The organism is Niabella beijingensis (genome assembly GCF_020034665.1).
GTDB lineage: Bacteria > Bacteroidota > Bacteroidia > Chitinophagales > Chitinophagaceae > Niabella > Niabella beijingensis.
This window is the reverse complement of sequence record NZ_JAIQDI010000001.1, coordinates 363,491-383,816: the sequence shown is the minus strand read 5'-3', so window position 1 is coordinate 383,816 and position 20,326 is coordinate 363,491. Positions and strand designations below refer to the sequence as shown.

General features: G+C 48.7%; 20 protein-coding genes. 13 read left to right on the top strand and 7 right to left on the bottom strand.

The genetic code is table 11. From position 1 onward, the window contains the following. Positions 1 to 119: 119 nt before the first annotated feature. Entirely contained in the window at positions 120 to 1,331 is a 1,212-nt protein-coding gene (gene sucC, locus K7B07_RS01535; RefSeq protein ID WP_223706832.1) for an ADP-forming succinate--CoA ligase subunit beta, read from the bottom strand. 552 nt (positions 1,332 to 1,883) lie between these two features. Between sucC and K7B07_RS01530 the strand changes: the two genes are divergently transcribed. The 13 genes from K7B07_RS01530 (at position 1,884) to K7B07_RS01470 (ending at position 14,513) form a co-directional block, all read left to right on the top strand. Then, positions 1,884 to 2,708 (top strand): purine-nucleoside phosphorylase, encoded by an 825-nt coding sequence (locus K7B07_RS01530; RefSeq protein WP_223706830.1) that lies wholly within the window; start codon positions 1,884 to 1,886, stop codon positions 2,706 to 2,708. A gap of 9 nt (positions 2,709 to 2,717) precedes the next feature. After that, positions 2,718 to 4,772 (top strand): putative porin, encoded by a 2,055-nt coding sequence (locus tag K7B07_RS01525; protein ID WP_223706828.1) that lies wholly within the window; start codon positions 2,718 to 2,720, stop codon positions 4,770 to 4,772. An 80-nt stretch (positions 4,773 to 4,852) separates the two neighbouring features. Then, the gene (locus K7B07_RS01520; protein WP_223706826.1) at positions 4,853 to 5,206 is read left to right on the top strand and encodes a heavy-metal-associated domain-containing protein; all 354 of its coding nucleotides are present in this window, start codon (positions 4,853 to 4,855) and stop codon (positions 5,204 to 5,206) included. 2 nt (positions 5,207 to 5,208) lie between these two features. Further along, a complete protein-coding gene (locus K7B07_RS01515) occupies positions 5,209 to 5,766 on the top strand; it encodes a peroxiredoxin family protein (RefSeq protein ID WP_223706824.1) in 558 nt (185 codons plus the stop codon). Positions 5,767 to 5,821: 55 nt separating this feature from the next. Then, the gene (locus K7B07_RS01510) at positions 5,822 to 6,997 is read left to right on the top strand and encodes a PepSY-associated TM helix domain-containing protein (RefSeq protein ID WP_223706822.1); all 1,176 of its coding nucleotides are present in this window, start codon (positions 5,822 to 5,824) and stop codon (positions 6,995 to 6,997) included. Between the two features lie 226 nt (positions 6,998 to 7,223). Next, positions 7,224 to 8,240, top strand: coding sequence for a LacI family DNA-binding transcriptional regulator (locus K7B07_RS01505; RefSeq protein WP_223706821.1), 1,017 nt, complete (start codon positions 7,224 to 7,226; stop codon positions 8,238 to 8,240). A gap of 87 nt (positions 8,241 to 8,327) precedes the next feature. Beyond that, complete coding sequence (locus K7B07_RS01500) at positions 8,328 to 9,212, top strand: AraC family transcriptional regulator (RefSeq protein WP_223706819.1); 885 nt, start codon at positions 8,328 to 8,330, stop codon at positions 9,210 to 9,212. Positions 9,213 to 9,219: 7 nt separating this feature from the next. Next, a complete protein-coding gene (locus K7B07_RS01495; protein ID WP_223706818.1) occupies positions 9,220 to 9,684 on the top strand; it encodes a DUF983 domain-containing protein in 465 nt (154 codons plus the stop codon). A 268-nt stretch (positions 9,685 to 9,952) separates the two neighbouring features. After that, positions 9,953 to 11,890 carry a 30S ribosomal protein S1 gene (gene rpsA, locus K7B07_RS01490; RefSeq protein WP_223706817.1) on the top strand — a complete coding sequence of 646 codons (1,938 nt, stop codon included), beginning with the start codon at positions 9,953 to 9,955 and terminating at the stop codon, positions 11,888 to 11,890. Positions 11,891 to 12,007: 117 nt separating this feature from the next. Continuing rightward, on the top strand, positions 12,008 to 12,571 hold the full coding sequence (locus tag K7B07_RS01485; protein WP_223706815.1) for a Crp/Fnr family transcriptional regulator: 564 nt from the start codon (positions 12,008 to 12,010) through the stop codon (positions 12,569 to 12,571). Positions 12,572 to 12,645: 74 nt separating this feature from the next. After that, entirely contained in the window at positions 12,646 to 12,975 is a 330-nt protein-coding gene (locus K7B07_RS01480; RefSeq protein WP_223706813.1) for a DMT family transporter, read from the top strand. Between the two features lie 55 nt (positions 12,976 to 13,030). Further along, entirely contained in the window at positions 13,031 to 13,858 is an 828-nt protein-coding gene (locus K7B07_RS01475; RefSeq protein ID WP_223706812.1) for a helix-turn-helix domain-containing protein, read from the top strand. 76 nt (positions 13,859 to 13,934) lie between these two features. After that, positions 13,935 to 14,513, top strand: a complete 579-nt coding sequence (locus tag K7B07_RS01470) for a DUF417 family protein (protein WP_223706810.1) — start codon at positions 13,935 to 13,937, stop codon at positions 14,511 to 14,513. Positions 14,514 to 14,702: 189 nt separating this feature from the next. On the opposite strand, the gene K7B07_RS01465 is transcribed toward K7B07_RS01470, so the two are convergent. The 6 genes from K7B07_RS01465 to K7B07_RS01440 form a co-directional block, all read right to left on the bottom strand. Then, on the bottom strand, positions 14,703 to 15,374 hold the full coding sequence (locus tag K7B07_RS01465) for a YceI family protein (RefSeq protein ID WP_223706808.1): 672 nt from the start codon (positions 15,372 to 15,374) through the stop codon (positions 14,703 to 14,705). 135 nt (positions 15,375 to 15,509) lie between these two features. Continuing rightward, positions 15,510 to 15,938 (bottom strand): hypothetical protein, encoded by a 429-nt coding sequence (locus K7B07_RS01460; RefSeq protein WP_223706806.1) that lies wholly within the window; start codon positions 15,936 to 15,938, stop codon positions 15,510 to 15,512. Between the two features lie 35 nt (positions 15,939 to 15,973). Next, a complete protein-coding gene (locus K7B07_RS01455) occupies positions 15,974 to 18,328 on the bottom strand; it encodes a multicopper oxidase domain-containing protein (protein ID WP_223706805.1) in 2,355 nt (784 codons plus the stop codon). Between the two features lie 46 nt (positions 18,329 to 18,374). Next, entirely contained in the window at positions 18,375 to 18,854 is a 480-nt protein-coding gene (locus K7B07_RS01450) for a heme-binding domain-containing protein (protein WP_223706803.1), read from the bottom strand. Further along, complete coding sequence (locus K7B07_RS01445; RefSeq protein WP_223706801.1) at positions 18,854 to 19,429, bottom strand: DUF3347 domain-containing protein; 576 nt, start codon at positions 19,427 to 19,429, stop codon at positions 18,854 to 18,856. Before K7B07_RS01445 ends, K7B07_RS01450 begins: the two co-directional genes overlap by 1 nt. A 29-nt stretch (positions 19,430 to 19,458) precedes the next feature. After that, positions 19,459 to 20,310 (bottom strand): DUF3347 domain-containing protein, encoded by an 852-nt coding sequence (locus K7B07_RS01440; RefSeq protein WP_223706799.1) that lies wholly within the window; start codon positions 20,308 to 20,310, stop codon positions 19,459 to 19,461. Between the last annotated feature and the right edge of the window lie 16 nt (positions 20,311 to 20,326).

Here is a 20,326-nt window from a genome sequence, read left to right as displayed (position 1 = left end):
CCATTCCACTTTTTACATCCCACACCTCGATTCTCATATCTCAATGCTCTACGCGCTCGTCCCTATAAAAAAAGAGATCGCTTAAAAACGATCTCTTTCCCAAGTATATGTAAATAAAATTAAGCAACTGCTTTCTTTACCAGGTCGGCGGCTTCACTCAGCAGGATGGCTGATTGCACTTTGAGCCCGCTTTCATCGATCAGCTTTTTCGCTTCTTCGGCATTGGTACCCTGAAGACGTACGATGATCGGGATATTGATGTTGCCAAGGTTTTTATAAGCGTCGATCACACCGGCTGCAACACGGTCGCAGCGTACGATGCCTCCGAAAATATTGATCAGGATCGCTTTAACGGCAGGGTCCTTCATGATGATTTTAAAGCCGGCTTCCACCGTCTGTGCATTTGCCGTGCCACCCACGTCCAGGAAGTTGGCCGGCTCACCGCCACTTAATTTGATCATATCCATTGTGGCCATGGCCAGCCCCGCACCATTTACCATACAACCCACATTGCCATCCAGCTTTACAAAATTGAGATTGTACTTACCCGCTTCCACTTCCGTGGGATCTTCTTCTGTTACATCTCTCAGAGACGCCAGGTCGGCATGCCGCATCATGGCATTATCATCAAGATTCATTTTACAATCAACCGCAATGATCTTATCGTCCGCTGCTTTGAACAGCGGGTTGATCTCAAGCATGCTGCAATCCAGTCCTACATAGGCATTGTATAAATTGGTAACGAATTTTACACAGCTTTTAAATGCAGCGCCGGTCAGTCCAAGGTTAAAGGCAATTTTACGTGCCTGGAAACCCAGCAGTCCACCGGAAGGATGTACCCATTCCTTAAATATCTTCTCCGGTGTTTCATGTGCCACGTCTTCAATGCTCATACCGCCTTCCGTGCTGTACATGATCACATTCTGTCCCTTGCTCCGGTCCAGCAGAATGGAAAGATAGAATTCCTGACGTTCAGACGGACCATCATAATACATATCCTGTGCCACAAAGATCTTGTTGACTACCTTCCCCGCAGGTCCGGTCTGAATGGTAACCAGCGTGCCGCCCAGGATGCCTTTGGCAAACTCTTCCACTTCTTCAAGCGACTTGGCCACTTTTACCCCGTTGATCCCGGTTTCCTTAATTGCCCCTTTTCCCCGGCCGCCGGCATGAATCTGTGCTTTGATCACTGCAAATTTGCTTCCGGTCTCCGTTTTTATTTTCCGGTAAGCTTCTTCGGCTTCCTGCACAGAACTGCAGGCATAACCTTCCTGTACCGGAACATCGTATTTTTTCAATAATTCCTTGGCCTGGTATTCGTGAAGATTCATCTGTAAATATTTTAAAAGTTTATTTATTAAGCAGGCACGAAGATAAGGATTCAGGTGAAACTTTCGGGTGGTGTTTTCCGGGAGCGGCAACCGTTCCGGCTTCGGAAATGCCGGTTGAAAAATAAGGGCAGGTATGATAAAATATCCCCGGGAAAAATAAAGAAGGGCTCCGCCGGTTTCATCAAAGGGCCGGAGTTTTATAAAGCGATCCTGAAACAAACGAGCTGAATCGGCGGCAACCGGACCAAATTCGTAACGGTTCTGAAAAAGGAAATAAAAAAATACTTCTTCCGGTAACACCGAAACGGGGCTCCGTTCCGGCCTTACTACCATGCAGCGGAACCGTTCAAAAGCCTGCAACAGGTTCAACAGGCGGGGCAGGAAGGTCGCAAAGCTGCTATGTTCCACCAGGCACCAGTCGCTGCGTGGCCCATTTGATTCGTGGCTAAGGCTTTGAATGTTAATAGTTTTAAAAGAAACAACTGTTTCCGGCTACCGGCGTGTGTATAGCTGTTTCTTTCGTTATATTTGCCCACACTTAATGAGCAATTTATGTCAAAGTCAGTTGTGGAACAGGTTCAGGAAACGGTAGCCTTTTTACGGTCCCGGTATCCTGAAACACCGGAGGTAGGTATTGTGCTGGGGAGTGGCCTGGGAAATTTTGCAGCCCATATCCGCGTAGAAGCGGAAGTGCCCTATTCAGAGATTCCCCATTTTCCGGTTTCTACGGTAAAAGGCCATTCCGGCAAACTGATCTTTGGCGAGCTGGCCGGGAAAAAAGTAGTGGCAATGGCCGGACGGTTTCATTTTTATGAAGGGTATACACCACAGGAAGTGGTTTTCCCTGTAAGGGTATTTAAGTTGCTGGGGATCCGCCAGCTGCTGCTCAGCAACGCCGCGGGTGGAGTGAATCCTGGTTTCTCCGTGGGCGATATCATGATCATCAACGACCATATCAGTTTTGGAACACCGAATCCCCTGGTCGGGAAAAATATAGAAGAATGGGGCACCCGCTTTCCGGATATGAGCGAACCCTATAAGAAATCACTTATCGCAAGGGCCCGGGAAATTTGCAGTGAGGCCGGTATCGATGTGCGGGAGGGCGTTTATTATGCGGTTACAGGACCTACATTTGAAACCCGCGCAGAATATAAAATGATCCATACCCTGGGTGCTGATGCAGTTGGAATGAGCACGGTGCAGGAGGCTATTGTGGCCAACCATATGGCACTGGATGTTTTTGCGGTAAGCATCATTACGGACCTGGGTATCCGCGATGAGGAAAATGTGATCACCCATGAGGAAGTACTGGAGGCAGCAAAAGCGGCAGAACCTAAACTGGCGCATTTATTTACAGAAATGGTAGCCCGCGCATAAATTGGATAAATGAGGTTTTATTTTGTTTTATTTCTTCTGATAACCGGGATCTGCGCACAGGCGCAGGACCCGCTGGGTGGTGTCGGCAACCGGTTCCGGGGTATTAAAAATGCCGGTTCGGGGAATGACAGTCTGGCCAGAAGAAATAAATTTGAAGATTCCATTACCATTAGTTACCGCTACCTGGATACGGCGCGGAACTATAAGATGGATTCCTCGATCAATGATTTTACCCGGTACTATCCGATACCGGCGGATTATAATTACCTGGGCAACTTTGGGAATGCGGCACAGTCCTACCTGTTTACTCCCCGGATGAAAGCAGGATGGGATCCAGGTTTCCACGCTTATGATATTTATAAGTACACGGTTGAAAAAGCACGCTTCTTTACCACCACCCGGCCGTATTCGGAGTTGAATTATCTGCTGGGTCCCCGTTCAGAACAGTTCATCGAGCTGATGCATACTCAGAACATCCGCCCCAACTGGAATGCCCATTTTGCCTATCGTTTGCTGAATTCACCGGGGATGTTCCAGAACCAGAAGTCGGCGCACAACAGCTATTACCTTACCAACTGGGTGCAGTCCATAAACAAACGGTATAACAACTACATTATTATTGCGGCCAATAAGCTGCAGAATGCAGAGAACGGAGGGATCGAAAACAGTTTGCTTATCGACAGTGTGGATTATGCCCAGCGGGATTATATTGGCGTGCGACTGGGCGGCAATACGGGCTACTCGGCCAATTTTTTTAATACCAATGTGGCCACAGGAACCAAGTATGCTGATTTTAATGCGGTGATGCGCCAGCAATACGATTTCGGCCGCAAAGATTCACTGGTAACGGACAGCAGCGTGGTGCCCCTGTTCTTTCCAAGGATCCGGCTGGAGCATACCATCCAGTACAGTAAATATACCTACATGTTTACAGATGCCAGCCCGCAGGAAGATTACTACCTTCAGTATTATGATTATGTATTCGGAGGCGGCACCACATCCGGGTTCACAAAGCGGGATGACTGGAGGGAGCTGACGAACGACTTCTCTATTTATACCTTCCCGGATGCAAAGAACACCCAGCAATTCATCAAGCTCGGCGCCGGTGTTCAGAATCTTTCAGGAGTGTTTGATACCCTGCAGCGGAGTAACCAGCTGGAGCTGATCGGGGAGCGGCAGAAGAAGAATTTCTATAATATTTTTGGTCATGGGGAATACCGTAACCGCACCAAAAACCAGAAATGGGATATGGCGGCCAACGGAAAGATCTATTTTGCAGGTCTGAATGCCGGGGACTATGAGCTGGGCGCCAGTGTTCAGAGCCTGCTGGGGAAAAAGATCGGAAGCCTCATGCTGGGGGCGCAGAATGTGAACCGCACACCTTCTTTTATAATGCAGAACCCCATCAGCAGTTTTAATTTTATGCGTGGGGAAAGCCCGGATCTGAAAAAGGAAAATGTCACGCATCTTTATGCCGCTATTTATCAGCCGCTGCTGAAGCTGGGGCTTACAGGGCATTATTACCTGATGACGAATTATACCTATTACACGGATTTTTACAAGATCAATCAGTATAACTCATTGTTCAATATGCTTCAGATCGGCATCAATAAAGTGTTTGAAGCTGGGAAGACCAAACAATGGAAATGGCGTACCGAAGTATACTTCCAGCAGGTAGTGGGAGGGGCTCCGCTGCATGTGCCAACGATCTACACCCGTAACCGGCTGGGCTATGAAGGAAAACTGGGTTTTCCCAAGCTGAATATTGCTATGGGATTTGAGGCCAAGTACCGGACCAATTATAAAGGAGACAGCTATTCCCCGCTCCTGGGACAATTCTTTTACCAGGATGATCAGACCGTACAATATAAATTACCGAATATAGCGGCATACCTTAACTTCCGGATCAATTCATTCAAAGCGTTTGTACGCGCAGAGAACCTGAACACTTTCCGCAACCTGGATGGAAGCTGGGGCTTTACCAATAATAACTTTGCATCAACGGATTATCCGTATCCCGGTCTGCTGATCCGCCTGGGCATATTCTGGGGATTTGTGAATTAATCCCGGAATTACCGAACAATTTCCGGGGCAACCTGTTTTCACAGAAAGGCGTCTTATTCCTGATATATAATTTTATGTATATGAAAAAAATCGAGGCATCGTTGCTGGGTATCTTTATGATACTGGCGGCTCAGGTAGCAACCGCACAGGCAAAAACAGAGAAAATACCGGTTTCCGGAAACTGTGGTATGTGTAAAAAGACCATCGAAAAGGCCGCACAATCTGCCGGTGCAGCTGAGGCTTCCTGGGATATTGCCTCCAAACTGCTTTCTGTGAAGTACGACGATAAAAAAACGAACGGAGAGAAAATTCAACAGGCCGTTGCCGACGCAGGATATGATACAAAATCAATCAAAGGCAATGATGTCGCTTATGAGAAGCTGCACGCCTGTTGTCAGTACGAGCGTACAAAGACCTATACCACCAAGCAATAATATTGACAAGAAAGCAACAGCAGCGATCCGGCATTCTGAAAATGCGATGGGCCTTTTTTTGTGGTTTGCTATGCACCGGTATTTATACAAAGGCACAAACCATTATTAAACCAGTCCGGGCAACTTCCTTTGAACTGCCGGGCGCGGATGGAACACCTGTATCATTGAGCAGCTATAAAGGGAAAACGGTGCTGATCCGGTTCTGGGTCTCCTGGTGCCTGCCCTGCCGTATAGAGAACCGCAAACTGGTAAAACGATACAACCGGTTCCGCGACCTGCCTTTTGAAATCATCAATATTTCACTGGATACCGACACTGCGGAATGGCGTGCTGCGATCAATGAAGATAAGATGAACTGGCCGCAGGCCCTGGATTACCCCGATCTTCAAAGGAGTACGGCAAATAAGTGGAATGCTGCGGCGCTTCCTGCCTCTTTTCTGATAGATCCCCGCGGAACGGTTATTGCCGCAGACGCTGCTTTATTGCCGGTACAGGATCCCAGGGGGTTTGAAAACCTGTTAAGGCGGCTCTCCGCCGGAAATGGGACCGCCGGCCGGTGATTTTTTCCCGATTTCGTAAATCTTTACGGAGGCCTGCCGGGTAACTTTGCAGGTTATGGCAAAAGGAAAGATTAGGATTTTTTTTAATGACATCCATCTCTGGCTGGGTCTGGCCAGTGGTATCGTGCTGTTTTTGGTGTGTTTGTCCGGAACGGTGTATACATTCCGTACCGAGATAGAAGAGCGGGTCAACCGGAAAATCTATTTTGTGAATTATGACGCGGGTACAAAACCGCTGCCGCTGAGCACCCTTGTTACGCTCGTAGAAAAAAGCAAAGGAGTGGTTACCGCGGTTACCATCCCGGCCACGCCTCAAAAAGCCTGGGCTTTTTCGCTTAAACCCCAGGGTGCAGGAAAGGGCCGGGGAAAAACAGTACTGGTGAATCCTTATACAGGTACGGTTACCGGTGATACGGAAACAGGGAGCAGTAAATTCTTTATGACGGTAATGAAGCTGCACCGCTGGCTGCTGATGGAACAGTCCACCGGCAGGGTGGTTGTAGGCATTGCCACCCTCATTTTTGTGGTACTGCTCCTCTCCGGGATTATTTTATGGTTACCCCGGCGCCTCCGGTACTGGAAACAGGGATTTGTGATCCTGTTTTCGGGAAAATGGAAACGGATCAATCATGACCTGCATAATGTGCTCGGTTTTTATTCTTTTTTCTTTTTGCTGATCATGGCGCTTACCGGCTTGTGCTGGTCATTCGACTGGTATCGGAACAGTGCTTCAGCGATGTTGGGTGCCACAGTATTCGGAGCGAAAAAGGAAAAACCGGTAAGATCGCAGGCGGTGGGAACTGCAATGCTTTCACCCGATAAAGTGCTGGAAATCGGAAATGGCCCGCTTCGTTATACCGGCATCACCCGTCTGGGCTTTCCCGCCGACAGCACAGGCACCTTCAGCATTTCAAAGAATGATGCCGCCTCCTGGAACAGTGCTGCCACAGATAAATTGATTATTGATGCTTATAGCGGAGCGGTTTTAAAAACGGATCTGTTTGCTGCTAAAACGGCCGGGCAAAAAATAGCCGCCAGTATCCGCCCCATTCATACCGGGGAGATCTATGGCCTGGTGTCAAAAATTATTTATTTTATCTGCTGCCTGATCGCCACCAGTCTGCCCGTGACGGGCACGCTGATCTGGCTGAATAAACTAAAAAAGAAAAAGCCCGCGAGTAAACGTACAGTACTGCGGGCAAGACCAGAGCCGGCTGCCGCAGCTGTTTAGAGATCAGTGCTTACCGATCGGTCCGGAGTCTTTCACGTTCGATTGTAAGCGTTTAATCCCGGCCGGAACCGGGCGTTGCAGGGATTAAAATCCTGAACGTTAAAGCTGAAATACCGCTGATGGCAACGTTTCCGTAATTATTGGATGAGCGGGAGCGGGAAGCGGTATTTGCCATCATTAATTCCTTATCTTCATTCCTGAAAAGGATTATAAAAAAGGGATAAGGATGAACATGGAACCGATCAACTTAAAAAAGCTGGCATCTCTTTTACATCTTTCTATAAGCACTGTTTCAAAAGCACTGCGTGACAGTCACGAGATCAGTGCGGATACCAAGAAACGGGTGATGGACCTGGCGCGCGAGTTGAATTACGAACCCAACCCCTATGCGGGCAGCCTGCGCAAATTTAAAAGCAAAACCATTGCGGTAATTGTTCCGGATATCATCAATAACTTTTTCATTTTTGCGATCAAAGGAATCCAGGAAGCAGCACATGCCAAGGGATACCATGTACTGATCTACATCACCAATGAAAATCCGGAATATGAGAAAGAGGTGGTGCGCCACCTTACCAATGGAAGGGTGGACGGATTGGTGATCTCCCTTACAAGTCCGATTGATGATACGGCTCATCTGCAGAGCCTGCAGGAAAAAGGGCTGCCGATCGTTTTTTTTGACCGCGTGGCAGAAGGGTTTAAAAGCAGCGTTATCACTACCAATAACTATGAGATCGCTTATAACGGAACGCGCTACCTCATCCATCAGGGCTGCAAACGTATTGCGCATTGCCAGGTGTCTGATAAGATATCCATCGGCATCGACCGGCTCAACGGCTATAAGAAGGCACTGGAAGATGCAGGGATTGAAGTACGGCCGGAATGGATCCTGACCAGCCGGAAAGACTATATACACGACACTGCATTGATCGAAAATGCACTGTTGCAAAAAGATCCTCCTGATGGCTTGTTTACTTCTGTGGAAACCCATGCCCTGATCACCTACGATATCTGCAGGAAACATAATATTGATATTCCGGGAAAACTGAAACTCCTGAGTTTTAGTAATATGCCCACCGCCCACCTGCTGCAGCCCTCGCTTTCAACCATTACACAACCGGCCTTTGAAATAGGGCTGACCGCCGTACAACAGCTGATCCTTGCGCTGGAAAAACCGGCCCGTTTTGTGCCCGAGAAGATCAATATGGACTCCACACTTTCCGAACGGGAATCCACCAAAAAATAGCACACCGGTAAAAAGTGCCATAAAAAGCTTTTTTTGACCGGTATCTCTTCAGCAATGGGTTGTACCTTTGCGGCATAAATCCAACTGGTGGCGCAAAAAGAAAAAATACCTGTTTATTCACTCCGTAACCTGCTGCAGGAACCCCGGCAGCAGGCCGATTTTCAGGCAGAACATTTTTCTTCTTATCTCAGGAAACATTATGAACACCTGCATCGCCCGCACCGGCATTCGTTTTATCATATGGTACTTTTTACTTCCGGCAGCGGCAGTCATACAATCGACTTTGAACGCTTCGAGGTAACGCCCTACCAGTTATACTGTATGATTCCCGGGCAGGTGCACAGCTGGCATTTTACCACCCCGGTAAGCGGGTTCGTGGTCAATTTCCCGGATAGTTTTTTTAAGGATTTCCTTTACAATCAATACTATCTGGAGCGGTTCTTTTTTTTCAGCGGCATCAGTACAGATTGTGTGTTTCAGCTGCCGGTACTGCTTCAGCAAAAGCTCCCGGCATTGTTTGAAGAATTGATCGGTTATGCTTCGGAGGAGGAGGCGTCTCCCGATCTGGCGCGTGTGTTGTTGCTGCAGATCCTGCTGCTTATCGGTAACGAAGCCGGCCCCCGGCCGGCAAAGGCGGTGCCGGAGCAAAAGAAAATGGTGCTGCATAACCTGCGGCGGCTGATCGATACGCATTACCGGTCGGTGCGGTTGCCGAAGGAGTATGCCGATCTGTTGTATATAACCCCCAATCATCTCAATGCACTTTGCAAGGACCTCCTGGGTAAAACGGCGGGCGAGCTGATCCGCGACCGGGTGTTGCTGGAGGCAAAGCGCCTGCTGATCAATGAAAGCAAAACCGTGGCTGAAATAGCCTATGAACTCGATTTCCAGGACAATTCTTATTTTAACCGCTTTTTTAAAAAATATGAGGGGCTGACGCCCGATGAATTCCGAAAACAATTTTTCAAGTAACGCAATTATGGAACCTGTAAATACAATTGAAACAGCCGGCGATGACCGGGACAAAGTGCCCAGCTACCTGAATGTGATGGCCTCCAAATGCCCCAGGTGCCGGCGGCATGCCATGTTTGAAGTAAAAAATCCCTATAAGTTAAAAACCACGATGCGCATGTATAAAGAGTGTCCGGTATGCAAACAGCCGTTTGAACTGGAGACCGGATTTTATTTTGGTGCCGGCTATGTCAGTTATGTGCTGACGGTTGCGCTGAGTGTTGCCACCCTGGTGGCCTGGTGGGTATTTATCGGACTCAGCATCTATGACGACCGCTGGATCTACTGGCTGATCTTTAATGCCGTGTTCCTGATCTGCCTGCAGCCGGTGCTGATGCGCATGGCACGGAGCGTCTGGCTGTCGTTTTTTGTGCGATATGATCGCAAGTGGTATGTTAATGCACCGTCAAGGGTTAAGAAACAGGGAACCTGAGCTGACTGAAAGGACGCTACAAACAAAAGCGCGAGGTGATCGGAGAGACAAGGAGACCGGCCTCGCCGGCCGCTCAGGTCCCCGAAGACAGGTATCAGTTGCTGCTATAGGTGCTGCAGCACAAGAGTGCGACGCAAGGAAGCCGACCAGGGTTACAGGTGCTGATCCAAGTGAAAATCAGCGACTTATGCCGGTCAGGGCCAATTAGGTCATTCCCCGGGAATTTCGTAACTTTGCAGTCCGAATTTAAAAACCTTCGGATTTATTTATGTTCCAATTATTTTTTAAACAATTAAACGCTGATGCACAGGAGAATGCGGGCGCTGCCGATCAACCGGTAGAAGAAGCATCTACAGCGACAACCACTGCACCTGTAGAAGCCGCTAAACCCGCAGAAGAAGCACCTGTTGCCGTTGAAACCGCACACGATGATTTCGACTGGAGCGTGGATAAGCGTAATGTTTCTGCTTATTCCAAAGAAGAAAAAGAAAAGTACGACAAAGTGTATGAAAATACCTTCATACAATTAAACGACGGGGAACTGATCAATGGTACTGTTGTTGGTATTACCAATACAGATGTAGTGCTGAACATCGGTTTTAAAAGCGATGGCCTGATCTCCCTGAACGAATTCCGCGATCTCCAGGGATTAAAAGTAGGAGATGAAGTGGAAGTGATGATCGTTGAAAAAGAAGACAGGGACGGACACCTGAACCTGAGCCGTAAACAAGCCCGCACTACCCGTGCATGGGAACGCATTGTTGAGGTGAACAAAACAGGTGAAGTGGTTACCGGCCAGGTTACTTCAAAAACAAAAGGCGGTCTGATCGTGGATGTATTCGGAATGGAAACCTTCCTGCCGGGTTCTCAGATCGATGTGAAACCCGTTACCGATTACGATCAGTTTGTAGGTAAGACCATGGAATTTAAAGTGGTGAAGATCAATGAAACCATTAAGAATGCCGTGGTATCGCACAAAGCGCTTATTGAAAGTGATATCGAAGCACAACGTGCAGAAATCATCGGTAAACTGGAAAAAGGTCAGGTACTGGAAGGTACGGTTAAGAACATCACCGACTTTGGTGCGTTCATGGACCTGGGCGGACTGGATGGTTTGCTGTACATTACGGATATTTCATGGGGACGCATCTCTCATCCGAACGAAATACTGAAGATCGATCAGAAAGTGAACGTGGTGGTACTGGACTTCGACGACGAGAAAAAACGGATCAGCCTGGGTCTGAAACAACTGACCCCTCATCCATGGGATGTATTACCGGAAGGCATTGTAGAAGGTAATACCGTAAAAGGTAAAGTAGTAAATATTGAAGATTACGGTGCATTCCTGGAAATCACTCCGGGTGTGGAAGGGCTGGTTCACGTAAGCGAAATTACTTGGGCAAACACTCCGGTAAATGCAAAAGACTTCTTCAAACTGGGTGATGAGCACGAAGCGAAGATCGTGACACTGGATAAAGATACCCGCAAAATGAGCCTTTCTATCAAACAACTGACAGAAGACCCCTGGAGCGATATCGAAACCCGTTTTGCTGAAGGTACCAAGCACACCGGCGAGGTGAAGAACATTACCAACTATGGTGTGTTTGTAGAACTGGCACAAGGTATCGGTGGTATGATCCACATCAGCGATCTGAGCTGGCTGAAGCGTTTTAACCACCCGGGTGAGTACACCAAGGTTGGAGAGAACATCGATGTGGTGATCCTGGGTATCGACAAAGAGAACCGCAAATTGCAGTTAGGACACAAACAACTGGAAGAAGATCCCTGGAATACCCTTCAGGATACATTTGCTATTGGCAGTATTCATGAAGGAACCATCGTTCGCAGAGATGACAAAGGCGCCACAGTACAGCTGCCTTACGGTTTAGAAGGATTCGCTCCGAACCGTCACCTGGCAACGCAGGACGGAAAATCCGTAAGTCTGGATGAAACCGCTCCGTTTATGGTGATCGAATTCGATCGTAATGAAAAACGCATTGTTCTGTCGCACGCCCGCGTGTGGGAACAGGCGGCATACGACGAAAGAGAGGCGGTGAAGAAAGATGCACGTGTGGAAGCTGAAAAAACCAAGAAAGCAGTGAAGACTATTCAGAACAAAGTTGAAAAAGCAACACTGGGTGATCTTGGCGTACTGGCAGATCTTAAAAAGAAAATGGATCAGGAAAACGCGGGTAAATCCGAATAATTTTCCTTTTTCTGATATTAAAGCTGCTCCGGTTTTCCGGAGCAGCTTTTTTTATTTGTCCGCGACCCGTGAAGAAAAAATGTTTAATTTAGGCGCTGTACACCGATCAAACACAAGATGCAGCTGATACAGATCGTACAACAGGTAGCTCCTCTTCCGGATGCTTCCCTGGAAAAAATTATGGAGCAGGTACGTGAAACCGCATTTGCAAAGAACCACCTGCTGATGCGGGCCGGAAAAATCGAGCGGAATTTATATTTTATAAAAACCGGTATCGTCCGGGCCTATGCGCATACGGAGGAACATGAGATCACTTTCTGGTTTGGAAGTGAAGGGGAGACCATCGTATCCATGAACAGCTATGTGGCGGGCAAAGCCGGCTATGAGAATATTGAATTACTGGAACCCTGTATCCTGTACGAACTGAAGACGGAAGCCCTGCAACGGTTGTACCAGGAAGACCTGCACATTGCCAACTGGGGCCGGAAGTTTGCAGAAAAGGAACTGATCAAAACGGAAGAGCGGCTGATCTCCCGTCAGTTCCGTACGGCAGCGCAGCGGTATAAAGAACTGCTGGAAGAAAATGCCTACCTGCTGCAACGGGTCCCTCTGTGTCATATTGCTTCCTATCTCGGCATTACGCAGGTCAGCTTAAGCCGGATCCGCTCGGATATCCGTTAGGGCGTTGCGTTATTTATCATTTGTAAAATTTTAATCCGGCAGAACGGCGGAACTTTGCCGTAAATTAAAAATATATGAACTGGATTATTCTGATCATTGCGGGATTGTTTGAAGTGGCATTTACCTCCTGCCTGGGGAAGGCCAAGGAGGCTACAGGAGCGGAGGTGTATTGGTGGTATGCCGGTTTCCTGGTTTCGATAACCGTGAGCATGCTGCTGCTGATGAAGGCGATACAGACCCTGCCCATTGGCACGGCCTATGCTGTGTGGACGGGCATCGGAGCGGTGGGCGCGGCGCTGATGGGCATTCTTGTATTTAAAGAGCCGGCTACTTTCTGGCGCTTGTTTTTTATTACCACACTGATCGCCTCGATTGTTGGGCTGAAAGCTGTTTCGACACACTGATCCTGTAATTGCAGCCGTTGTCTGTGATACAAACGGCATTATAAATACTGCAACATTGAAAAAAGAAGAGCCCCATTTAAGGATCGGCAAACAAAAAGGCAGCGCTTTCCGCAATCCGCAACCTTCTGCTTTTTACCAGCTGATCGCATTTGAAGGTCCCGGCCGCTTCAGCGTGGATCTGACGGCTTATAAATGTTCCGGTTGCACGGTATTATTTTTAACACCTTACCAGCATTTTCAATGGAAGGGCGCAGCTGCAAGGGAAATGGAGCTGCTGCAATTTCACGGCGATTTTTATTGTATCGAATATCATAAGGAAGAAGTAGCCTGTAACGGACTGCTGTTTAATAATGTTTACCTGAGTCCGCAGGTGCGGCTGGCACCGGCTGTGTTTGCTGAAGTAGGTACAGTGTTTTCAAAAATTAAAAAAGAGCAAAGAACCGGCGGCGACTATTCAGTTGCTGTACTTAAGGCCTATCTCCAGTTGCTGCTGGCCCTGTGCAGCCGGGAGAAAAAAGCACAGCTGGAAAAAGACGCGGTGAAAACCCGGGAAGGCGACCGTGATTTTCAACAGCTGCTGGAACGCTATTATCTTACCGAGCGGAGCCCGGCTTTTTATGCGGCACAGCTTTCATTGTCTGCAGACAGTTTTAGTAAAAAAATACGGCACCGGTTTGGCAAAACGCCCTCGCAGCTGATCCAGGACCGGGTGATCCTCGAAGCCAAACGGCTGCTGCATCTCACTCGTAAATCGATCAAAGAGATTGCCGCGGAACTGGAGTTTGAAGATGTGTTTTACTTCAGCCGGTATTTTAAAAAACATACAGGCTGCGCACCATCCTATTTCCGGGAGCAAACAGGTATCTCCATCGTGGCAAAATAATCTATCGAAAAGCCGGGTCTGTCCATGTTCCCGGTGGTAAGGACGGTTTATTTTTGGAGCCTTTAAACGCAGCAATATGAACCGACTTCTTTCCTTTTTAGTGCAGGGCCGTTCCGGTTTTGTGAACCTGATGCGCATCGCTGTTTTTATAGTGATGGCCTGGATCGGCGGACTAAAGGCGTTCCAGTATGAGGCGGATGGTATCGTGCCCTTTGTGGCCAACAGCCCATTGTTCCAGTTCTTTTACAAAAACCCACCACCTGCATACAAAGCGTACAAAAATCCGGAAGGGCAGGTGGTAAACAGGAATATCCAGTGGCACCGCGAGAACGGAACCTATGTTTTTTCTTACGGGCTCGGAGCTTTCATTATCCTGATCGGATGTCTGACCCTGGCCGGTATCTGGTTTCCCCGTACCGGCGTTGCGGGAGGACTGCTGACCGTTGGTATGGCGCTTGTTACTTTGACCTTCCTGGTAACGACGCCGGAAGCCTATGTGCCGGCGCTGGGTGGTGATGCACCAACACCGCATGCGGGATTCCCTTTTTTATCCGGCGCAGGCAGACTGGTGGTAAAAGATATCATCATGATGGTGGGCGGACTGATCGTGGCTTCGGAGGCGGCAGAGCGGGTTTTGAAGCGACGGCGCCCCTGATTGGAATGATCTCTGATCCGACCACCGGAATGGAAAGAGGCTGCCTTGTTTCAAGACAGCCTCTTTGCTGATATTGTGTAATGAATAGTGAAAGAAGGAGCAAAAGGTCAATATTCCTGTTTAAGGAAGTTCCTGACAGTGGTGCCCCTGTTGGTTTTTACTGTTTTCTATTCATCGCTGAGTTCACGTTTACTTCTTTGCTGCTTTCAGGTTGAAACCTACTTCCACATCTTTACTGATCACCCAGTTCTCAGGACTGCCTTCTGTTTTGTAGTGAATGCCCCATGCAGTACGGTCGATCGTGAATTTAGCGCGGGCAACAACTTCATTGTCTGTAATGGTCACCTGTGCGGGGAAGGTAACATTCAGGGTGCTGTCTTTTAAAGTAAGGTTCCCGCTGATCAGGTTGGTAGCTCCGGGCAGCAGGCTTTTTTGTTGTGTGCTGTCGTAAGGCGCCACTTTGGTGATCACAAATTTGGCCTGCGGATATTTGGCTACATCAAAAAAGTCAGGACTTTTCAGATGCGCTTCCAGGTCTGCAGGTTTTTTGTCGGGCTCTGTTACAGATGCCGAGTCTACTTTTAAGCCGGCTACATTTACGGTGAAGTTACCACCTGTAACGGCGCCGTTCTCTACAGAGAGGGAGCCATCGTTTACACTGATAATCCCAAAACGGGGAGCGAGGCCTCCTTTGTGGGTAGCTTTCCAGTCAACAGTAGTGGCAACAGTATCGATAACATAAGAACTTCCGGTAGCCGCTGCTGCTTCCTTTTTCTCTTCGGTTTTTGCCTGGTCACTCGATGCATCGCCACAGGCAGCCAACAATAATGTGAGGCTGAGGATTGAAATTGTTTGCTTCATAAATACGCTTATTTTTTAATATTGCCCACAAAAATAATAGGATAATTGATAAAAAATATTGGTGTACAACAAATATGACAATTTCATAACCATTCGGATCCGCGCGGAAAAGTTTTAAGTAACAGCCGGTTGCTTTTATTGATTTGGAGCAGTTTTTTTATAGGAATTTTCATTTTCAAAATAGGAGACCTCCCCGTTGTCGCCGGTGATCACGATGTAGGCTGTAGCCTTGTCCACTGTCTTTCCCGTGGCCGGATCAACTGCTTTCCGAACCGCAGCGTCCTTTGGGATACGGTCCCTGCACATTTCGCAGCAGCCATAATAGGTCCTGCCTTCCAGTGGCACCGCGATCTGTTGTTTGCCCATAAAGGCGTTGTTTACCATACATACCAGGTTAGAAGGAACCGGGTCCCCTTTTTTGTAAGCGGCAGTTGTTGCCGCGGGCGAAACCGCAGGCGCTGCTGTGGTGGCTGCAGGAAGGGTTTTCTGTTCTTCAGCCTGATTGCCGCAGGCCGCCATTACAAGCAGGAGAGCGCAGATGCCCCATTGTTTGAATGTATTCATATTTATTTATTTTATCGTGAATGTAATACGATCCATTAATACGTTAATACCAGTCCGCCACCCAATCCGTATTCGGTATTATAATTGGCGGATACGCTGAGGTTCCGGTTAATGATATACCGGAGGCCACCCATGTACTCCCGTTGTGTATCAAAAGAGAAGGAACCCCTCAGTCGCCGGGTAAGCGGAATGTCTTCCCTGCTTAATTCAACGCGTACGATCCCCCGGTTATCTACCTGACTTTGCACCACCACCAGCCAGGGCAGGGTATAGGCGAAGCCGACCGTGTATCTCATTTTACCGTCGTGGCTAAATGACTGTCCGAACATATTCCGTTCCTCATGGCTGTCCTTCTTGTAGCGCCATTCGATACCGACAAAAGGACGGAACCACTGCATCTGCCCCAGGAAGCGGCCGAAGTTGGCTTCTATCTCGTGGCCCCTGCTTCCGGTATATCCGAGCCGCCATTCGGCATTTAGCGCCCAGCGGGTATTGTGGTACAGGGCCGACCCGAAATTGCCATTGGATGCAAATTCATTTTCTGCCATCAGGAAAAACATCCGGTCGTCATGGTAGAGCTTTTTGATGGTTTTCTGCGGATTGGGAATGTAGGGATTGGCGGCCTGCCCCTGGTAGGTAAAGATACGTCCCATCCCCGCCATCATATGATAGAGGATATGACAGTGGAAAAACCAGTCGCCTTCCACATTGGCCTCAAACTCGATCACATCGGTTTCCATGGGCATGATGTCGATCACGTTCTTCAGCGGGGCATATTCCCCTTTATCATTCAGCACCCGGAAATCGTGTCCGTGCAAATGCATCGGGTGGCGCATCATGGAAGCGTTGTATAATTTAATACGGACGATCTCGCCTTTTTTGATCAGAATTTTATCTGTCTCAGAAACGACTTTATTGTCGAGGCTCCACACATAACGGTTCATATTCCCCGTAAGTGTAAACGTCAGCTCCTTAACCGGCGCGTTTTCTGGTAATACCGTTTTACGCGGGGCTTTCAGCATGTTGTAGTTGAGTGTAACGATGGCCGGGGGCATTGCCGGAGCGGACTGCATGGAATGTTGCGCATGGTCCGCCGTACTGTCTTTCCGCTCCCTGGCTGCATGATCCTGCATGGCCTCATGGCTGGCCGGATGTGCCGCGTGCTCCGTTGCGCTTCCATCTGGTTGCTCCTGCTCTTTATGTTGCCGCTGCTTCCTTTTTTCTTTCGGCGAAAGGGCCGGTCCGCTTATTTCGGGATACATCACCGTATTCATATCCATCTGCTGCAGACTCATGTCCATGCCCATGTCATTCATGCTCCCGTTCATCCGCATCATGCCGTTCATCATCTTCATACCTTCAAAATACTTAAGCCGGCCGAGCGGTTGGGCCAGCTGTTTTTTGCCTTCACCGATGAAGAGGGAAGTTGCATTAGTGCGGTCTTCCGATGTGGCCAGCAGTTCGTAGGAAGTGCCCTGTTGCGGGATGGTGACCACAATATCGATGGTTTCTGAAGGCGGCAGAATAAAGCGGTCCACATCAACAGGCTCCACATCATTGCCGTCATTGGCCACGATGGTAATTTTTCCTCCGGCATAGTGCACCCAGAAATAAGTGGATGCGCCGCCATTGGAAAGCTGCAGCCGTACTTTATCACCTGCTTTAAATTGAGAGAGCTGGCTTTCATTCTTCCCGTTGATCAGCATCTTATCGTAATACACATCACTGACATCCATAGCCAGCATACGTTTCCATTCATTCACCAGCTTGGTTTTGAAATGGCCGGCCTTTATTGCCTCGGCATAGCTTTGTACCGCGTTCTTTTTTATGGCCGACCAGTCATTGGCATTGCGCAGCATCCGGTGAATGTTGTGTGGCATAATGTCGGTCCATTCACTCAGGATCACCGGAACAGAAGGAAGATTGTCGATGCCTTTTCTGAAAGTGCTGTCTCCGGTTTTTTTATGAAAGATCATCGAGCCATACATGCCGATCTGCTCCTGGAAGCCATAATGGCTGTGATACCAGTGGGTACCGTTTTGAATGATCGGGAACCGGTAGGTATAGGTAGCACCCGGGTCAATCGGCATCTGGGTAAGATAGGGGACACCATCCTCTTTGTTGGGAAGGAACACCCCGTGCCAGTGCAGCGCCGTAGGCTCTTTAAGCCGGTTGTGCACTATTATTTCCGCCGTATCGCCTTCTGTGAATTCCAGGGTCGGCATGGGGATCTGCCCGTTGACGGCAATGGCCATTTTATGCTTACCGGAATAATTTACCATGGTATCCGTCACATAGAGATCATACCGCTTTACGCGCTGCGCTGCTGTGTGCAACACCGCCATTGTAAGGAGTAAGAAGAACCCTGCTATTTTTAGTTGTTGTTTCATTTTCTGTCTGCTTTATCAGGTTAATTCAACCTGGTGGTCTGTAGTATTATCCGGCGGGTTGGCTGATGCCTGTCTTTTTCCCGATACGGTCTTTGAGGTCGGTAAAATAGCGGATCAGCACCTGTTTTTCCCCGGCATTGAGCGTACCGTGTATCATTCTGTAGGAAGGCAGCGGCATTGTTCCATCGCTTAGTGCATTTATGATGCCGTTGAATTGCGTGCGTTGCTTTCGGAGGCCATACTGTGCCACTTCATCAAAGTTCAGCTTTTTCTTTCCCTTTTTGATGTGCCGGGCCAAAAACGCGTTTACCGGCTGAAGCCTGGCATACCAGGGATAGCGGGTGTTGTTGCTGTGGCAATCGAAGCAGGCGGCTGTTAATACCTGCAGTACTGCTGCCGGAGGATGGAAGCGTTCCGCAAAGCTGCCTGCTGTTGCCGCTGCCCTGTTCTCCGGTGCCCGCGGAACAAATTGCGCTCCAATCACCAGCAGCAATACGATGCCGACCACGATACGGAACGGTTTCATTATTTTATTGTTTCTGTGATGTTGCCGCAATCAGTGTGGGCTGCTCCTGTGTAAGGATTTTTTACCAGTTGCTGATCGCTGAGCCAGGATGTTTCTTTTTTGTCTTTTGATGCCGGACATACGAATTTGTAAATGACCTTTCCAGTACCGGCTGTTTTGACCAGGTCGTACAGGTCATCGCTTAATAATTGAAAGTGCTCCCGCTGGTGACCGGGTTTGTCCCTGCTTGCGGCAATGTGTTCCGCATTTTCCACCGAGGCTTCAATGATCTCCTGTATTTCCTTTTGCTGCGCCGCCGGAAGTGCGCTTGTATGCCGGACCTTTAACTTTTCCCCGAGCATTGTCGCGGCATCGGTAATGCCGGCCGGCTGCTCCTCAAAGAGGGCTGTTCCCAGTGCAAAATAGGCGTTCAGGATCCCGTCTGCGGAAAAAGCCTGTTTTGCAGCGGTGTCCTGCGGGGTTGTTGCTGCCTTTTGATTGACGGAGTCAGCCGCTGTTCCGCTGTTCGTGCTGCCGGGGGCATTGCAGGCCGCAAGGGCTATAACGATCCATCCCCATAGAAATAACTGTTTCATGAGTGCTGTTTTGGAATGAGGAAAGATTGTTACTGAAGCGTTTCCCTGGTGGAGCCGCAGGTCATCATCTTTGAGCCATAGTAAGGATTTTTGATCCCCTGCTCATTACTGAGCCAGTTGGCACCACCTTTGTACATCGGGCAATGATTGTAGTAAACTTTATAAGGCAGTTTGGAGGCCTTTATCAGTTTATAGACCGTCCCGGAAAGCGGGGCAAAGGCGGCACGCTGTTTTTCAATGCTGCCGGCAGATTGAAGCGCTGCTGCCTGTTTCTGCAGGTCGTTCATAACGCTCATCCATACCTCGTGTTCATCATTGTTCAACGCACCCATCTTTACGGCTTTTACCAGCCCGTTCAGCTCACCGGCTTTTTGAGCAACCGTTTTGCTATCTGATTGTACCAGGGCACTATTAATGCTGAAATAGGCTTTGTACAAAGGTTCTAATGCAGATGCAGCGGTTGCTTCAGCGGATCTTGCGGAAGGATCGTTCTGCTGTGTTTCCGAATGGGCCGCATGTGGTTGCATGGCTTCCGGTGCACCCTTGTACCAGCAGGTTGCGGGTAGTGTGCGATAGGTTTCCTCCGGTGCATTGTAACCCTCATTGTCAAACCCTGCAAGTGCTACCCGTTTTAGGACAGCGTCTTTTGACGTGGCATGACTGTTATAGACCAATGCCGCTTTTTGCGTAGCGGCATCCCATGTTAAGCGGGACAGCTTTTTCTGTGTTCCCGCTTTTTCGATCATCGCTTTGCAGGATTCCGTACTGCCCTGGATGGATACCGTTGTTGTTTTTGAATGCTTTATTTGTCCGTGCGCGTAGGAGAATGTGGCCGCAAGACCCATCAGCAGGGCCAGGGACATGTTTTTTAATAATTGCATGATTGTATTGTTAATC

What these genes read in the sequence shown, in the direction of transcription:
- sucC (WP_223706832.1), bottom strand. Translation starts at nt 1,331, where the DNA reads ATGAATCTTCACGAATACCAGGCCAAGGAATTATTGAAAAAATACGAT.
- K7B07_RS01530 (WP_223706830.1), top strand. Translation starts at nt 1,884, where the DNA reads ATGTCAAAGTCAGTTGTGGAACAGGTTCAGGAAACGGTAGCCTTTTTA.
- K7B07_RS01525 (WP_223706828.1), top strand. Translation starts at nt 2,718, where the DNA reads ATGAGGTTTTATTTTGTTTTATTTCTTCTGATAACCGGGATCTGCGCA.
- K7B07_RS01520 (WP_223706826.1), top strand. Translation starts at nt 4,853, where the DNA reads ATGAAAAAAATCGAGGCATCGTTGCTGGGTATCTTTATGATACTGGCG.
- K7B07_RS01510 (WP_223706822.1), top strand. Translation starts at nt 5,822, where the DNA reads ATGGCAAAAGGAAAGATTAGGATTTTTTTTAATGACATCCATCTCTGG.
- K7B07_RS01505 (WP_223706821.1), top strand. Translation starts at nt 7,224, where the DNA reads ATGAACATGGAACCGATCAACTTAAAAAAGCTGGCATCTCTTTTACAT.
- K7B07_RS01495 (WP_223706818.1), top strand. Translation starts at nt 9,220, where the DNA reads ATGGAACCTGTAAATACAATTGAAACAGCCGGCGATGACCGGGACAAA.
- rpsA (WP_223706817.1), top strand. Translation starts at nt 9,953, where the DNA reads ATGTTCCAATTATTTTTTAAACAATTAAACGCTGATGCACAGGAGAAT.
- K7B07_RS01485 (WP_223706815.1), top strand. Translation starts at nt 12,008, where the DNA reads ATGCAGCTGATACAGATCGTACAACAGGTAGCTCCTCTTCCGGATGCT.
- K7B07_RS01480 (WP_223706813.1), top strand. Translation starts at nt 12,646, where the DNA reads ATGAACTGGATTATTCTGATCATTGCGGGATTGTTTGAAGTGGCATTT.
- K7B07_RS01470 (WP_223706810.1), top strand. Translation starts at nt 13,935, where the DNA reads ATGAACCGACTTCTTTCCTTTTTAGTGCAGGGCCGTTCCGGTTTTGTG.
- K7B07_RS01465 (WP_223706808.1), bottom strand. Translation starts at nt 15,374, where the DNA reads ATGAAGCAAACAATTTCAATCCTCAGCCTCACATTATTGTTGGCTGCC.
- K7B07_RS01460 (WP_223706806.1), bottom strand. Translation starts at nt 15,938, where the DNA reads ATGAATACATTCAAACAATGGGGCATCTGCGCTCTCCTGCTTGTAATG.
- K7B07_RS01455 (WP_223706805.1), bottom strand. Translation starts at nt 18,328, where the DNA reads ATGAAACAACAACTAAAAATAGCAGGGTTCTTCTTACTCCTTACAATG.
- K7B07_RS01450 (WP_223706803.1), bottom strand. Translation starts at nt 18,854, where the DNA reads ATGAAACCGTTCCGTATCGTGGTCGGCATCGTATTGCTGCTGGTGATT.
- K7B07_RS01445 (WP_223706801.1), bottom strand. Translation starts at nt 19,429, where the DNA reads ATGAAACAGTTATTTCTATGGGGATGGATCGTTATAGCCCTTGCGGCC.
- K7B07_RS01440 (WP_223706799.1), bottom strand. Translation starts at nt 20,310, where the DNA reads ATGCAATTATTAAAAAACATGTCCCTGGCCCTGCTGATGGGTCTTGCG.